The organism is Mycobacterium sp. PS03-16 (genome assembly GCF_004570325.1).
GTDB lineage: Bacteria > Actinomycetota > Actinomycetes > Mycobacteriales > Mycobacteriaceae > Mycobacterium.
This window is the reverse complement of sequence record NZ_SPQO01000022.1, coordinates 34,292-48,426: the sequence shown is the minus strand read 5'-3', so window position 1 is coordinate 48,426 and position 14,135 is coordinate 34,292. Positions and strand designations below refer to the sequence as shown.

The window sequence follows — 14,135 nt, the reverse complement described above, 5'->3', positions numbered from 1 at the left end:
GCGTTTCGCAGCGCCGGGCCGATCATGGTGGCAGGGTCGGCGGCATGGAGCAGAAGGCACCCACCGCGAGCATCGTGGCCGCCCACCGCGAGCACCTGACCACGCTTCCGTTCGACGACACCACCGACTTCGACGACGCCGACCGCGGCTTCATCGCCGCCCTGCAGCCGTGCGTGGTCACCGCCGCCGACGGCCGCGTGGTGTGGGACAACGACCAGTACTCGTTCCTCACCGCAGACGCGCCGCCGACGGTGCATCCCAGCCTGTGGCGGCAGTCCACGCTGGCCGCCAAACAGGGCCTCTACGAGGTGGTGGAGGGCATCTACCAGGTCCGTGGCCTCGACCTGTCCAACATCAGCTTCATCGAGGGTGACACCGGGGTCATCGTCATCGACCCGTTGATCTCCACCGAGGTCGCGGCGGCGGCGCTGGCGCTGTACCGGGACCACCGCGGTGACCGCCCCGTGGTCGCTGTCATCTACACCCACAGCCACGGCGACCACTTCGGCGGCGTCCTCGGGGTGACGAATCAGGCCGAGGTCGACGCGGGCACGGTGGCGGTCATCGCGCCCGAAGGGTTCGTCGAGCATGCGGTGCAGGAGAACGTCTACGCCGGCACCGCGATGCTGCGCCGGGGCACCTACATGTACGGGACGTTGCTCGCGCGCGGGCCGCAGGGGCAGGTGGGATGCGGGCTGGGGCAGATGACCTCCACCGGCGAGGTGTCGATGATCGTGCCGACCGTCGACATCCGGTCCACCGGCGAGCGTCACACCGTCGACGGGCTGGAGATCGAATTCCAGATGGCGCCGGGCACCGAGGCTCCCGCTGAGATGCACTTCTACTTCCCGCGATACCGCGCGCTGTGCATGGCCGAGAACGCCACCCACAACCTGCACAACCTGCTGACACTGCGCGGCGCGCTGGTGCGCGACCCGCACGGCTGGGCGGGCTACCTCACCGAGGCCATCGACACGTTCGCCGACCGGGCCGACGTGGTGTTCGCATCGCATCACTGGCCGACGTGGGGCCGGGAGAACATCGTGCAATACCTGTCCCTGCAACGGGATCTGTATGCCTACCTGCACGACCAGACGCTGCGGCAGCTCAACCAGGGCCACACCGGCATCGAGATCGCCGAGAACTTCCAGATGCCGCCGGCGTTGGCCAGGGCGTGGCACACCCACGGCTACTACGGGTCGGTCAACCACAACGTCAAGGCGATCTACCAGCGCTACATGGGGTGGTTCGACGGCAACCCGGCCCGGCTGTGGCCGCATCCGCCCGAGGCCATCGGCCCGCGCTACGTGGCGGCGATGGGCGGCGCCGACCGCGTCGTCGAGCTGGCCCGCCAGGCCTACGGCGACGGGGACTTCCGTTGGGCCGCAACGTTGCTCGATCATCTGATGTTCACCGACGAGCATCACACCGCCGGCCGGGAGCTGTACTCCGACACCCTCGAGCAGCTCGCGTACGGCGCGGAGAACGCGACGTGGCGCAACTTCTTCCTGTCCGGGGCCACCGAGCTTCGGCAGGGCACCTTCGGCACGGCCGGTCAGGTCGGCTCGCCGACCATGCTGGCGCAGCTGTCGCCGGAGCAGATGTTCGACGTGCTGGCCATCAGCGTCGACGGCCCTCGGGCCTGGGACCTCGACCTGGCCATCGACGTCTCGCTGACCGACGTCGGCGTGAACTACCGCGTCACGCTGCGCAACGGCGTGCTCGTCTACCGCACCGTGGCCGCCGACGAGTCGACGGCCCAGGTGACCGTGCGGTTGGCGAACAAGCTGCGTCTGCTCGGCCTGGCGGCCGGGGACAACGACTCGCCGGGACTGGAGGTCACCGGCGATACCGGGGTGCTGGCGTCGCTGCTGTCGGTGCTCGACAAGCCCGACCCGAACTTCACCATCGTCACGCCGTAGTGGCCTGCTACACGCCGCCGTCGGCCCTTACGATCGATCCGGTCGTGAAGCTCGACGCGTCGGACATGAGAAACAGTGCGGCGCCGATGATCTCGGGCGGCTGACCGGCGCGTTGCAGCGACAGGTGACCGAACGGCTTCTCGACGCCCCCGAAGTCCCACGCCTTGCTGATGTCGGTCAGGAACGGTCCCGGCATCAACGTGTTGACCCGCACCGTCGGCCCGAACGCCGAGGCCAGCCCCTCGGTCATCGCGTTGAGGCCGGCCTTGGCCGCGGCGTAGGGCAGCATGTGCGCGTCCGGGCGCAGCGATCCGCTGGAGCTGACGTTGATGATCGAGCCGCGGCCCGCGGCGACCATCCGCTCACCGATGAGCGCCGACAACCGGAACGGACCCTTGAGGTTGAGGTTGACCACCGCGTCGAACAGCTTCTCCGACACCGAGGTCAGCGAGTCGTACAGCGGCGACATCCCGGCGTTGTTCACCAGCACGTCGACCCGGCCGAACCGCTCGTAGACGGCGTCCACCAGACCGTCGAGCTGATCCCACCGCCCGACGTGCACGGCGTACGGGAACGCCGTGCGGCCGGTCGCCTCCGCGATCTCCGCGGCCGTCGCGGCGCACGCCTCGGCCGACCGGCTGGCGATCGCCACGTCGGCGCCGCACCGCGCCGCCGCGAACGCGATCTCGCGGCCCAACCCGCGGCTGCCCCCGGTGACCAGCACGACGCGGCCGGTGAGGTCGAACAGATCGTCGGCGTAACCCATGGGCCCCTATGGTGTCACGGTGCAATTGCTTCTGGTCAGACATGCGCTGCCGCTGCGCAGCCAACCCGGGCAGGGCTCCGACCCGGATCTGTCCGAGGACGGTGTCGAGCAGGCCAAGCGGCTGCCCGACGCGTTGGCCCGCTTCCCGATCACCCGCCTGGTGAGCAGCCCGCAGCGGCGGGCGGTGCAGACCGCGCAACCGGTGGCCGACGCGCTGAACCTGGGCGTCGAGGTCGACGAGCGGCTCGCCGAGTACGACCGCGATCTGCCGCACTACATCCCGATCGAACAGATCGCCAAGGAGAACCCGGCCGAACTCGAGCGGCTGATCAACGGTCAGTTGCCCAGCGGGGTGGACGTGGACGCGTTCACGGCCCGTATCTTCGCGGCCGTCGACGACGTCGTGGCGTCCGCCGACCGCGAGGACACCGTCGCGGTGTTCAGCCACGGCGGGGTGATCAATGCGTTGCTGCACCGCGTCCTGCGCACCGAACGACTGCTGTCGTTCCACGTCGACTATGCGTCGGTGACGCGGCTGCTGTGGTCGTCGCGGGCCGGGCAGCTGTCGGTGGCGTCGGTCAACGGCACCGAACATGTATGGGACCTGCTGCCGCGCAACCAGCGGTGGTAGCACCCGCACCGGCCCGGCCAACCGGGTGGTAGACACATCGCATGATGTCCTCCTCCCTCGACGGGCTCGACCTCGACGCGCTGGACCGCCATCTGACGGCGGAAGGCATCGCCCGCAGCGGTGAGCTGCGCGCGGAACTGATCGCGGGCGGGCGCTCCAACCTGACGTTCCTGGTCTTCGACGACGCCTCGAAATGGGTGCTGCGCCGCCCGCCGCTGCACGGCCTCACCCCGTCGGCGCACGACATGGCCCGCGAGTACCGGGTGGTGGCGGCGCTGGCCGGCACCGCCGTCCCGGTGGCCCGCGCGGTCACCATGCGCAACGACGACAGCGTGCTCGGAGCGCCGTTCCAGATGGTCGAACACGTCGAGGGCCGGGTGATCCGCCGCGCCGACGAACTGGAAGGCCTCGGCGACCCCGCCACCCTCGACGGCTGCGTGGACGCGCTGATCACGGTGCTGGCGCAACTGCACGCCGTCGACCCCGGCGCCGTCGGGCTGGGCGACTTCGGCAAGCCGGCCGGCTACCTCGAACGCCAGGTCCGCCGCTGGGGCTCGCAGTGGGACCACGTCCGCCACGACGACGACACCCGCGACGGCGACGTCCGCCGCCTGCACGCCGCCCTCGGCGAGCGGGTGCCGCAGGAGAGCCGCGCGTCGATCGTGCACGGCGACTACCGCATCGACAACACGATCCTCGATGCGACCGACGCCACCACGGTGCGCGCGGTGCTGGACTGGGAGATGTCGACGCTAGGCGATCCACTCAGCGACGCGGCGCTGATGTGCGTGTACCGCCACCCGATGTTCAACCTCGTGCACAGCGACGCGGCGTGGACCTCAGAGCTGCTGCCGACCGGCGACGAGATGGCGCACCGCTACTCGGTGGCGTCCGGGCAGCCGCTGGCGCACTGGGACTTCTACATGGCGCTGGCCTACTTCAAGCTGGCGATCATCGCCGCCGGCATCGCGTTCCGCGCCAGGATGGGCGGCACCACCGATCCGGTCGACGACGCCGTGGCGCCGCTGATCGCCGCGGGCCTCGAGGCGCTGGACTGAGCCGTGTCAGCGCGGGCTCAGCGCAGCGCGGCCTTGTAGTTCTTCTTCGCCGCGCGGCGCAGCTGGAAGATCCGCGCGGCGCCGGCCAGCACCGCGATCAGGCCGCCACACACCGCGGCGAGAAGGATCGCCACGCCCAGCGGCAGGCTCCACTGCCAGCCGAGGAACGCGAACTGCGCCGACTCGGTGTTCTGCGCGATGAACACCAGCAGGATGATCAGGATCAGGAAGCCGGCGATCACCGATGTCCACAGCGCCCCGGCGCGGGTGAACTTGACTTCCTTGGCGGGCGGCGGCGGGTTGGGGGAGCGGTCCGCGACCTCGTAGTCTCCGGGCACCGGCGGCCCGGGGTTGGGCGGGTCCAGCGGCCCCTGATCGCTCGCTGACGTCCCGTACGGATCGGTGCTCATGGCTTCATCATTGCCCTTTCCGCGAGGTGACGAAACCCCCGGTAACGCGGCACCGCGCCGGTGCTGCCGCTACTCTCCGCAAGGACCACTACGCCGAGAGGATTCCCGAATGGCGACCACGCGGAAGCGGGGTCTCGCCCGCTTCGCCACCCGATGGGCCGCTGCGATGGCGGTGTGCGCGCTCGCGCTGGCCGGCTGCGGCAGCTCCAATCCACTCGGCGGGGGTGAGATCTCCGGTGACCTGAAATCGATCATCGTCGGCTCGGCCGACTTCACCGAATCGAAGATCATCGCCGAGATCTACGCCCAGGCGCTGGAGGCCAACGAATTCCAGATCAGCAGGCAGTTCGGGATCGGCAGCCGCGAGACGTACATCCCCGCCGTGCAGGACCACTCGATCGACCTGATCCCCGAGTACACCGGAAACCTGTTGCAGTACTTCGACAAGGACACCGAGGTCACCACCCCCGACGCGGTGGTCCTCGGCCTGCTGCGGGCGCTGCCCGGGGATCTGTCGATCCTGTATCCGTCGCCGGCCGAGGACAAGGACACCGTCGCCGTCAGCGCCGAGACCGCACAGCGGTGGAACCTCAAGACCATCGCCGACCTGGCCACCCACTCGGCGGAGGTGAAGTTCGGCGGCCCGTCGGAGTTCCTCAACCGCACCGAGGGGCTGCCCGGCCTCAAAGCGAAGTACGGGTTGGACGTCGCGCCGTCGAACTTCATCGCGATCAGCGACGGCGGCGGCCCGGCGACGGTGCGGGCGCTGACCGACGGCACGGTCACCGCGGCGAACATCTTCAGCACGTCCCCGGCGATCGAGCAGAACAACCTCGTCGTCCTGGAGGATCCGAAGAACAACTTCCTGGCGGCGAATGTGGTGCCGCTGGTCGCGTCGCAGAAGAAGTCCGATGAACTCAAGACCGTGCTCGACGCCGTCAGCGCGAAGCTCACCACCGAGGGGTTGATCGAACTGAACTCGGCCGTCGAGGGCAATCAGGGCGTCGATCCCGACGAGGCCGCCCGGACGTGGATCGCCGACAACGGTTTCGACCAGCCGGTCGGAAAGTAGGCGCCCCGACATGATCACGTTCTCCAGCGTCACCAAGCGCTACCCGGACGGCACCGTCGCGGTCGACGACCTGTCGCTCGACGTGCCCGAGGGCACGCTCACCGTGTTCGTCGGCCCGTCCGGCTGCGGTAAGACCACCTCGATGCGGATGATCAACCGGATGATCGAGCCGACATCGGGCACGCTCACCGTGGACGGCGACGACGTCACCACGGTCGACCCGGTCAAGCTGCGGCTCGGCATCGGCTACGTAATCCAGAGCGCGGGGCTGATGCCGCACCTGCGCGTCGTCGACAACGTCGCCACCGTGCCGGTGCTGCGCGGTGAGTCCCGGCGCAGCGCCCGCAAGGCCGCGCTGGGCGTGATGGAGCGCGTCGGGCTCGATCCGAAGCTGGCCGACCGGTATCCCGCCCAACTGTCCGGCGGTCAGCAGCAGCGCGTCGGCGTGGCCCGCGCGCTGGCCGCCGATCCGCCGATCCTGTTGATGGACGAACCATTCAGCGCCGTCGACCCGGTGGTCCGCGAGGAGCTGCAGAGCGAGATCGTGCGGCTGCAGAGCGACCTGCGCAAGACCATCGTGTTCGTCACCCACGACATCGACGAGGCGATCAAGCTCGGCGACAAGGTGGCGGTATTCGGCCGCGGTGGCGTGCTGCTGCAGTACGACGCGCCCGCCCGGCTGCTGTCCAACCCGGCCAACGACGCGGTCGCCGGCTTCGTCGGCGCCGACCGCGGCTACCGCGGGCTGCAGTTCCGCCATGCCACCGGGCTGCCGCTGCACGACGTACGCCACGTCGGCGAACCCGAGATCGACGGGCTGCGGCTGGCCGCCGGCGACTGGGTGCTGGTCACCCGGCCGGACGGCACGCCGTACGCCTGGATCGACGCCGCCGGAGTCGACCTGCACCGCGGCGGCAGCTCGCTGTACGACAGCACCACCGCGGGCGGTTCGCTGTTCCGCCCGGACGGGACGCTGCGGCTGGCGCTCGATGCCGCGCTGTCGTCGCCGTCGGGGCTGGGCGTGGCCGTCGACGAGGCCGGGCAGGTGATCGGCGGGGTGCGGGCCGACGACGTGCTCGCCGCGCTGGACAGTCAGCGGCGCGGCGCCGGGATCGGGTGAGCGCGTGCAGTACCTGCTGACCCACCTCGACGACCTCTGGACGCTGACGGTCATCCACCTGCGGCTGTCGCTGATCCCGATCGTGCTCGGCCTGCTGATCGCGGTACCCGTCGGCGCGCTGGTGCAGCGGACCACCGCCCTGCGGCGGCTCACCACGATCACCGCGAGCATCGTCTTCACGATCCCGTCGCTGGCACTGTTCGTCGTGCTGCCGCTGGTCATCCCGACCCGCATCCTCGACGAGGCGAACGTCATCGTCGCGCTCACCCTCTACACCGTGGCGCTGCTCGTCCGTGCGGTACCCGAGGCGCTGGACGCGGTGTCGCCCGCGGTGCTCGACGCCGCCACCGCCGTCGGCTACACACCGCTGATGCGGATGCTGAAAGTGGAACTGCCGCTGGCGGTTCCGGTGCTGATCGCCAGCCTGCGCGTGGTGGCGGTGACCAACATCTCGATGGTGTCGGTCGGTTCGGTGATCGGCATCGGCGGGCTGGGCACCTGGTTCACCGAGGGGTACCAGGCCAACAAGAGCGATCAGATCGTCGCCGGCATCATCGCGATCTTCGTGCTGGCGGTCGTGATCGACACGATCATCATGCTGATCGGCCGGGCCCTGACGCCGTGGATCGGAGCGTCGGGCGCCGGCGCGCCCCGGCAGAAGGCGGGGGCGGCCGCGTGAACTTCCTCTCCGATGCGCTGTCCTACATCTTCACCGCCGCCAACTGGTCCGGCCCGGCCGGCCTGACCGCCCGCATCGTCGAACACCTCGAGTACACGGCGATCGCGGTGGTGTTCTCGGCGCTGATCGCCGTTCCGCTCGGGATGGTGATCGGCCACACGCGCAAGGGCACCTTCCTGGTCGTCACGGGGGTGAACGCGCTGCGCGCGCTGCCGACGCTGGGCATCCTGCTCCTGGGTGTGCTGCTGTGGGGTCTGGGCCTGATCCCGCCGACCGTGGCGCTGATGCTGCTGGGCATCCCACCGCTGCTGGCCGGCACCTACTCCGGCATCGCGAACGTCGACCCGACCGTCGTCGACGCCGCCCGGTCGATGGGCATGACCGAGCTGCGGGTGCTGCTGCGCGTCGAGGTGCCCAACGCCGCGCCGCTGATCCTGGGCGGGCTGCGGACCGCCACCCTGCAGATCGTGGCCACCGCGACCGTCGCCGCCTACGCCAGCCTCGGCGGGCTGGGCCGGTACCTGATCGACGGGATCAAGGTCCGCGAGTTCTACCTCGCGCTGGTGGGGGCGCTGATGGTGACGGCGCTCGCGCTGATCCTCGACGGCCTGCTGGCGCTGGCGGTGTGGGCGTCGGTGCCCGGGACCGGCCGGTTCCGGCTGAGCGGCCGGATGCCCCAGCCGTTCCTGTCCGACGAGGTGGCCCTGGAGTCGGGTGGGCGGGGCATATCCGCGCGGACTTCGGGAGCGGACTACGAACGGACGCGCTCGTCGCATACGGTAGAGACGTGAGTGAAGCAGGCCGCTCTGATGCGAATGCAACCACCTGGCCGACGGTGTTGACCTGGCGTGCGCACGACTGTGCGCAGATGGAATCGGCGCGGGTCCAGGTGGCGGGCCGGCGGATCAAGGCCTACGGCCGGATCGTCGCCGCGGCCACCGATGCCCATCCGGCGTTCTCCGCGTCGTATGACCTGGTGACCGACGAGAGCGGCGGCACCAAGCGGCTGTCGTTGACGGTCACGCTGGCCGAGCGGGAACGCCAGTATTCGATCGCCCGCGACGAAGAGAACATGTGGCTGGTGCAGGACCACCAGAACCAGATCACGCGGTCGTCGTTCGAGGGGGCCCTCGACGTCGACGTGGTGCTCAGCCCGTTCTTCAACGCGCTGCCGATCCGGCGCACCGGCATCCACGAGCGCAGCGATACGGTCACGCTGCCGGTGGTCTACGTGCGCATCCCCGACTTCTCCGTCGAGCAGGCCACCGTCACCTACAGCAGCGCGCCGGACGGCATCAAGCTGGAGTCCCCGGTCGCCGACACCACGCTGTCGGTGGACCCCAACGGCTTCATCCTCGACTACCCCGGACTGGCAGAGCGGTTCTGATCACCCCGCCGGCGCGGCCGGCGGCGGCCAGTTCCTCACGCCAGTTGTCGGCGCCGATCACCGTGGTGATGATCTGCGGGCGGCTGAAGCTGTCGTAGCGGATCCGCGCGGCGTGCCCCTGCTCGACCAGGTCGGCCACCGATCCGTGCCGGGCGAGCGCGTCGCGGGCGGTGGCGAGCAGCGCCAGCGCGTGGTCCAGCGCGGGTAAGAGCTGCGTGGAATTGGCCTCGCACATCGCGCGCACCAGGTCGGGCGCGCTGGCGGCCACCCGGGTGCCGTCCCGGAACGAGCCGGCGGCGAGCGCGAACGCCAGCGGCACCTCGCCCGCGGTGGCGGCCAGCGCCTCGGCCAGCAGGTGCGGCAGGTGCGAGATGGTGGCCGCGGCGGCGTCGTGTTCGTCGGAGCGGGCGGGCACGACCACGGCGTGGCAGTCCAGCGCCAGATCCATCACCTGTGCCCACACCTGCGGGTCGACGCCGTCGTCGACGCTGATGACCCAGGGGGCGCCGGTGAACAGGCGGGCATCGCCGGCCGCCCAGCCGGAGTGTGCGGTTCCGGCCATGGGATGCCCACCGACGAACCGGTCCCGCAGGCCGAACGCCTCGACCTCCTGCAGCACAGCACCTTTGACACTGGTCACGTCGGTCAGCGCGCAGTGCGGCGCGGTGTCGCGGATGTGGCCGAGCAGCAACCCCAGGGCGGGCATCGGGACCGCCAGCACGATCAGCGCCTCGGCGGCCGCGGCCCGGCGCAGCACCTGGTCGAGGTGTTCGCTCGCGTCGAACCCGTCGAACCGGGCCGCCGCCGCTCCCTCGACCGACCGGTTGTAGCCGAACACCTCACGTCCGGTCGGGGCGAGCGCACGCATCACCGACCCGCCGATGAGGCCCAGACCCAGCACGCACACCGGAGGCTTCGTCACCGTTCCAGGTTGGCACACCCCGGCCGGGCCGGATCGGCACACCTGGTCAAAGCCGCTGGTGGAGGACTACCGTACTGCGGCATGGGAGCACAGAGCGCGCCGGCGCAGGACACGCCCGACGGGTTCGGCGTGGCCGTGGTCCGCGAGGAGGGCCGGTGGCGGTGCGCGCCGATGCGCCGGGCCGCGCTCGACAGCCTGGCCGTCGCGCAGAAGGAGCTGTGTGAGATCCGCAGCGCCGGAGCCGTGTTCGGGCTGCTCGACATCGACGACGAATTCTTCGTGATCATCCGGCCCGCGCCGTCGGGAACCCGGCTGCTGCTCTCGGACGCCACCGCCGCACTCGACTACGACATCGCCGCCGAGGTGCTCGAACAGCTCGACGCCGACATCGAACCCGACGACCTCGACGACGTCGATCCGTTCGAGGAGGGCGACCTCGGCCTGCTCTCCGACATCGGGCTGCCCGAAGCCGTGCTCAGCGTGATCCTCGACGAGACGGATCTGTACGCCGACGAACAGCTCGGCCGCATCGCCCGCGAGATGGGGTTCGCCGACGAACTCTCCGCGGTGCTCGACCGTCTCAATCGGTGACCTCCGACGAGCAGCTGATCCGCGCCGCACTCGACGCCGCCGCGCTGGCCGGGCCGGCCGACGTGCCGATCGGCGCGGTGGTGTTCGCCGCCGACGGCACCGAGCTGGCCCGCGCCGCCAATGCCCGCGAGGCGCTGGGCGATCCGACCGCGCACGCCGAGGTGCTGGCGCTGCGGGCGGCCACCGCGGTGGTGCACGACGGGTGGCGGCTGGAGGGCACGACGCTGGCGGTGACGGTGGAGCCGTGCACGATGTGCGCCGGGGCGCTGGTGCTCGCGCGGGTGAGCCGGCTGGTGTTCGGGGCGTGGGAACCGAAGACCGGGGCCGTCGGATCGCTGTGGGATGTGGTGCGCGACCGCAGGCTCAACCACCGCCCCGAGGTCCGCGGCGGGGTGCTGGCGGCCGAGTGCGCGGCGCTGCTCGAAGGCTTCTTCGCGGGCCACCGGCGCGATTAGGGGCTGCGCCGCCGGTTCGGTAAGCTGCCACACGGTGGCGTGTCCGAGCGGCCTAAGGAGCACGCCTCGAAAGCGTGTGACGGGTAACCCCCGTCCGAGGGTTCAAATCCCTCCGCCACCGCCATAAACCGCCCGCCTGTCTATGCAGATAAGGGCGGTTTTTTGCGTGCGGACTCTTTCCGGACCCTTCGCTGCAACGGTCCTACGGCGAGATCGACACCACGGCTGTCGTTCGCCTTGCGAACCTCGCAATCCACCACCATGGTGTCGATCTCGCGGGAGCAACGCCCGAGCGATGTACCCGGCTCGGAGCCCGGCTGGCGCGATACTGGCGGAGTGCCTGATCGCAACGTCCTCGGTGGCCCCCTGCAGGAGTGCGGCACCGACCCACTGACCGGCTTCTACCGCGACGGCTGCTGTTCCACCGGCCCGGAGGATCTGGGCGCCCACACCATCTGCGCGGTGATGACCGCGGAGTTCCTCGACCATCAGCGCTCCATCGGCAACGACCTGTCCACGCCGCGCCCGGAGTACCGGTTCCCCGGGCTGGCGCCGGGCGACCGCTGGTGTGTGACGGCGGCGAACTGGCTGCGCGCGCACCGCGACGGCTACGCCGCGCCCGTGGTGCTGGCCGCGACCCATGAGCGCACTCTCGACGTGGTGCCGCTCGACGTCCTGCACCGGTACGCGGTCGACGTCCCCGACGACCTGGCCGGCCTGTAGCGGCTCAGTAGTAGAAGGCCGTGAAGTCCGGCCGCCAGCCACCGTTCTTGCACACCAGCACCAGACCGTCCGGTGACTGCGCGACGCCGGGGCTGCCGTCACACGGCGCACTGTTGGTACGCACACCGACCAGCGGCGGCTGGCTGACCCACCGGCTCTGCGTGGTGCACAGGTAGTTGTTGCCCGAGGCGTCCATGCCGAACAGGTACCGGCTGCCGCCGGGCACACAGGCATCGGCGGGATTGATGTTGCGGTCGACGTAGGGCACACACCCCGCGTCGTCACACCGGTCCGCCGCGGCCGGGGCGGCGATGAGCAGCGGAGCCGCGAGCGCGCCACCGGCCAGGGCGAGTGCAGCCACCAACTTCATGAGCACAGCTTAGATTCCGCTGTACCGCCGGCGGACGGGTTCGCCCCGATCAGCCCGTCACCGCAGCTCGAGTGGCAGCGTCGCTGACGCCGAGACTGAAGCTACGCAGGGCCGCTCTCGCACTTTCTCTGCGTGGCTTCAGTCTGGACGCGTGACGCGCCCGGGGTCGCGCCGCGCCGACGCGTGACGCCCCCGATCAGCCCGTCACCGCCGGGCGCAGGAACTCGCCGGACACGGTGATCGCCGGCGCCGACGAGTCGCCGCCCACCACCAGTGTCGCGAACGCGATGTCGCCCGCGATGCCGGCGAACCAGCCGTGCGAATGAGTGTTGTCGCCGAACTCCGCGGTGCCGGTCTTACCGCCCAGGCCCGGGATGTCGGCCAGCGCCGACGCGGTGCCCTCGGTGACCGTGGCGCGCATCATCGCGCGCAGCGCGGCGGTGACGTCGGCGGGCAGCGGTTCGGATGGGGTGTCGGCTTCGGTGGTCGCGCCCTGCACGAGCGTCGGCGTCACCGTCGCTCCGTGCGCCAGGCTGGCCTCGGCGAGCGCCAGACCGAACGGGCTGACCGTCACGGTGCCCTGCCCGATCCCGTTCTCCACCCGCAGCGCCGCCGTCTCGGCCTCCGGAACCCGGCCGGTGACGGTGGTCAGGCCGGGTATCACATAGTCGACGCCGATGCCGAAGGCCCGCGCGGTCGTGGGGAGCGCATCGGGAGGTAACCGGTCGGCCAGCGCCCCCATCGTGGTGTTGCAGGAGCGGGCGAACGCCGTGGTCATCGGCACGGTACCGAGGTCGAAGTCGTCGTCGTTGGGGATCGTGCGGTTCTCGATGGTGAGCCGGCCCGGGCACGTCACCGGCGAATCCGGGGTGACCAGCCCGGCCTCCAGCGCCGCCGCGGTGGTGATCGTCTTGAACGTCGACCCCGGCGGATAGAGCCCGGAGAACGCGATCGCGCCCTGGGCGTCGGCGGCCGCGTTCTGCGCCGCGGCCAGGATGCCGCCGTCCGACGGCGACATCGCCACCAGCACCGAGGGCCGTGGCTCGGCGGCCACGGCGCTCTGCGCCAGCAGCTGCAGGCGTAGGTCGAGGGTGGTGCGCAGCGGGTCGGTCGGCTTCGGCGGGGTGGCGGTCAGCTGCTGGGCCGGCGCCCCGGTGCCGTCGACCAGGTACACCGACCAGCCGGCGTTCCTCGTGATGCGGTCGTGCCACATCTCCGGCAGATCGGCCATCGCCGGGGACGACAGCGCCCGGTCGGCGGTGAGCAGGTCGCCCTGTTCGGTGATTCCCACGCCGGCGATGGCGAGCAGCTGTTCACGCACCGGGTTCAGGTCGGCTTCCCGCAACCGGATCACCGTGATCACCGGGTTGTCGTTCCCGTCGAACTGGGCGGCGATGGTCTGGGCGGTGATCGTCGGCTCGATCGGCGCGAGCACCGCGGCCAGCGCGGCCGCCGAGTCCAGCCGCGCCCGCTCGAGCGTCACCAGGCCGACGGTCTGCCACATCATCAGCGGCTGGCCGGTCCGGTCGAGCACCGGGGTCTGCAGATCGCTGTCCTGGCTGTACTGGAATTTCAGGCCCGGCGCGAGGTCCGGGTGCAGCAGCGCCGGGGACCACTGCAGCCGCCACGCGTCGTCCTGGGCCGCTGCGGCGCCGGTGACCTCGTACTCGAACTCGCGGCCGGGGGCCAGGGTCCAGTGGTAGGTCAGCGTCTCGCCGGCCTCCTCGCCTTCGATCGGTGCGGTGTCCACGCGTACCGCGGCGTCCTTGCCCATACCCGCGAACATCGCCGCGATGACCGGTTCGGCCGCGGCGGGGTCGTCGGTCTGCTGGGCGGCGGCCGCCGCGTCCCGCCGCTGCACGGCGTCGGCGAAGGCCCGGAAGGCGTCCGAAGGTTCGGCGGACGAACAGCCCGCCATCGCCAGCAACAGCACGCACGCCAACACCGGCGCGAGGAGTCGTCGCGTCATGAAGACATGGTGTCAGCCGGATGCGCGAACGCCGTGGCGCCGCGGGGGTCGACACGGCAG

The 14,135-nt window shown here is 70.7% G+C and carries 16 protein-coding genes and 1 tRNA gene; 12 read left to right on the top strand and 5 right to left on the bottom strand.

Annotated features, from left to right (window positions below):
• Positions 1–44: 44 nt before the first annotated feature.
• The gene (locus E4P42_RS18255) at positions 45–1,922 is read left to right on the top strand and encodes an alkyl/aryl-sulfatase (protein ID WP_135127490.1); all 1,878 of its coding nucleotides are present in this window, start codon (positions 45–47) and stop codon (positions 1,920–1,922) included.
• 7 nt (positions 1,923–1,929) lie between these two features.
• Here E4P42_RS18255 and E4P42_RS18250 read toward each other — a convergent pair whose 3' ends face one another.
• Positions 1,930–2,688 (bottom strand): SDR family NAD(P)-dependent oxidoreductase, encoded by a 759-nt coding sequence (locus tag E4P42_RS18250; RefSeq protein WP_135127489.1) that lies wholly within the window; start codon positions 2,686–2,688, stop codon positions 1,930–1,932.
• A gap of 19 nt (positions 2,689–2,707) precedes the next feature.
• Here E4P42_RS18250 and E4P42_RS18245 point away from each other — a divergent pair, with 19 nt between their 5' ends.
• Positions 2,708–3,319, top strand: coding sequence for a histidine phosphatase family protein (locus tag E4P42_RS18245; protein ID WP_135127488.1), 612 nt, complete (start codon positions 2,708–2,710; stop codon positions 3,317–3,319).
• A 41-nt stretch (positions 3,320–3,360) separates the two neighbouring features.
• On the top strand, positions 3,361–4,377 hold the full coding sequence (locus E4P42_RS18240; protein WP_135127487.1) for a phosphotransferase family protein: 1,017 nt from the start codon (positions 3,361–3,363) through the stop codon (positions 4,375–4,377).
• 17 nt (positions 4,378–4,394) lie between these two features.
• Here E4P42_RS18240 and E4P42_RS18235 read toward each other — a convergent pair whose 3' ends face one another.
• Entirely contained in the window at positions 4,395–4,787 is a 393-nt protein-coding gene (locus tag E4P42_RS18235) for a lipopolysaccharide assembly LapA domain-containing protein (protein WP_135127486.1), read from the bottom strand.
• Positions 4,788–4,896: 109 nt separating this feature from the next.
• Here E4P42_RS18235 and E4P42_RS18230 point away from each other — a divergent pair, with 109 nt between their 5' ends.
• The 5 genes from E4P42_RS18230 to E4P42_RS18210 are packed head-to-tail and all read left to right on the top strand — an operon-like array spanning position 4,897 to position 9,045.
• The gene (locus E4P42_RS18230) at positions 4,897–5,859 is read left to right on the top strand and encodes an ABC transporter substrate-binding protein (protein WP_135127485.1); all 963 of its coding nucleotides are present in this window, start codon (positions 4,897–4,899) and stop codon (positions 5,857–5,859) included.
• Positions 5,860–5,869: 10 nt separating this feature from the next.
• Positions 5,870–6,979 carry an ABC transporter ATP-binding protein gene (locus E4P42_RS18225; protein ID WP_135127484.1) on the top strand — a complete coding sequence of 370 codons (1,110 nt, stop codon included), beginning with the start codon at positions 5,870–5,872 and terminating at the stop codon, positions 6,977–6,979.
• A gap of 4 nt (positions 6,980–6,983) precedes the next feature.
• Entirely contained in the window at positions 6,984–7,658 is a 675-nt protein-coding gene (locus tag E4P42_RS18220; protein ID WP_135127483.1) for an ABC transporter permease, read from the top strand.
• Positions 7,655–8,449 carry an ABC transporter permease gene (locus E4P42_RS18215; RefSeq protein ID WP_135127482.1) on the top strand — a complete coding sequence of 265 codons (795 nt, stop codon included), beginning with the start codon at positions 7,655–7,657 and terminating at the stop codon, positions 8,447–8,449. The genes E4P42_RS18220 and E4P42_RS18215 overlap by 4 nt, the downstream gene beginning before the upstream one ends.
• On the top strand, positions 8,446–9,045 hold the full coding sequence (locus E4P42_RS18210) for a putative glycolipid-binding domain-containing protein (protein ID WP_135127481.1): 600 nt from the start codon (positions 8,446–8,448) through the stop codon (positions 9,043–9,045). Before E4P42_RS18215 ends, E4P42_RS18210 begins: the two co-directional genes overlap by 4 nt.
• Here E4P42_RS18210 and E4P42_RS18205 read toward each other — a convergent pair.
• Positions 9,008–9,952 (bottom strand): prephenate dehydrogenase, encoded by a 945-nt coding sequence (locus tag E4P42_RS18205; RefSeq protein WP_135127525.1) that lies wholly within the window; start codon positions 9,950–9,952, stop codon positions 9,008–9,010. The two genes, E4P42_RS18210 and E4P42_RS18205, sit on opposite strands and share 38 nt — an antisense overlap.
• Positions 9,953–10,048: 96 nt before the next feature.
• On the opposite strand from E4P42_RS18205, the gene E4P42_RS18200 reads away from it, so the two are divergent.
• The 4 genes from E4P42_RS18200 (at position 10,049) to E4P42_RS18185 (ending at position 11,736) form a co-directional block, all read left to right on the top strand.
• Positions 10,049–10,558 (top strand): tRNA adenosine deaminase-associated protein, encoded by a 510-nt coding sequence (locus tag E4P42_RS18200; RefSeq protein WP_135127480.1) that lies wholly within the window; start codon positions 10,049–10,051, stop codon positions 10,556–10,558.
• Positions 10,555–11,013 (top strand): nucleoside deaminase, encoded by a 459-nt coding sequence (locus E4P42_RS18195; protein WP_135127479.1) that lies wholly within the window; start codon positions 10,555–10,557, stop codon positions 11,011–11,013. Before E4P42_RS18200 ends, E4P42_RS18195 begins: the two co-directional genes overlap by 4 nt.
• 33 nt (positions 11,014–11,046) lie before the next feature.
• Positions 11,047–11,137: transfer RNA gene (locus E4P42_RS18190), tRNA-Ser, on the top strand.
• Positions 11,138–11,349: 212 nt separating this feature from the next.
• Positions 11,350–11,736: a DUF2237 family protein gene (locus tag E4P42_RS18185; RefSeq protein ID WP_135127478.1), complete on the top strand. Its 387-nt coding sequence runs from the start codon at positions 11,350–11,352 to the stop codon at positions 11,734–11,736.
• Between the two features lie 4 nt (positions 11,737–11,740).
• On the opposite strand, the gene E4P42_RS18180 is transcribed toward E4P42_RS18185, so the two are convergent.
• Complete coding sequence (locus E4P42_RS18180) at positions 11,741–12,106, bottom strand: hypothetical protein (protein ID WP_135127477.1); 366 nt, start codon at positions 12,104–12,106, stop codon at positions 11,741–11,743.
• 196 nt (positions 12,107–12,302) lie between these two features.
• A complete protein-coding gene (locus tag E4P42_RS18175; protein WP_135127476.1) occupies positions 12,303–14,075 on the bottom strand; it encodes a penicillin-binding transpeptidase domain-containing protein in 1,773 nt (590 codons plus the stop codon).
• Positions 14,076–14,135 lie beyond the last annotated feature (60 nt).